General features: G+C 52.6%; 1 protein-coding gene. It reads right to left on the reverse strand.

The window, feature by feature from the left end:
* Positions 1-304, reverse strand: a 304-nt coding sequence (locus tag NSCA4_RS13065) for an integrase core domain-containing protein (protein ID WP_016687867.1), incomplete at both ends; no start/stop codon positions are given.

Raw genomic sequence — 304 nt, forward strand, 5'->3', positions numbered from 1 at the left:
AGAAATTAACAAAGCGGCACAACTCCTTTCGCCGGTGTTCCGGACTGTCAAACAACTGTTTCTCATGCCACATCTCCATCAGGGTGCGGATAACCCGTTCCGCCTTACCGTTGGTCTGCGGACGGGCAACCCGGGTAAACTTTTGACCAATCCCGTTCTCATAACAGGCTACACCGAAAGCATGGTTGGCCGAGCCTTTATATTCCGTACCGTTGTCGGAGTAAACGCACTCAATCAGGTATGGGCAGGGATCAATCAGGTGTTCGGTCAGAAACTTGGCGGCACTGTCTGCGGTTTTGTCCGG

Source organism: Neisseria sicca 4320, assembly GCF_000193735.1.
In the GTDB taxonomy this organism is placed as follows: Bacteria; Pseudomonadota; Gammaproteobacteria; order Burkholderiales; family Neisseriaceae; genus Neisseria; species Neisseria sicca_E.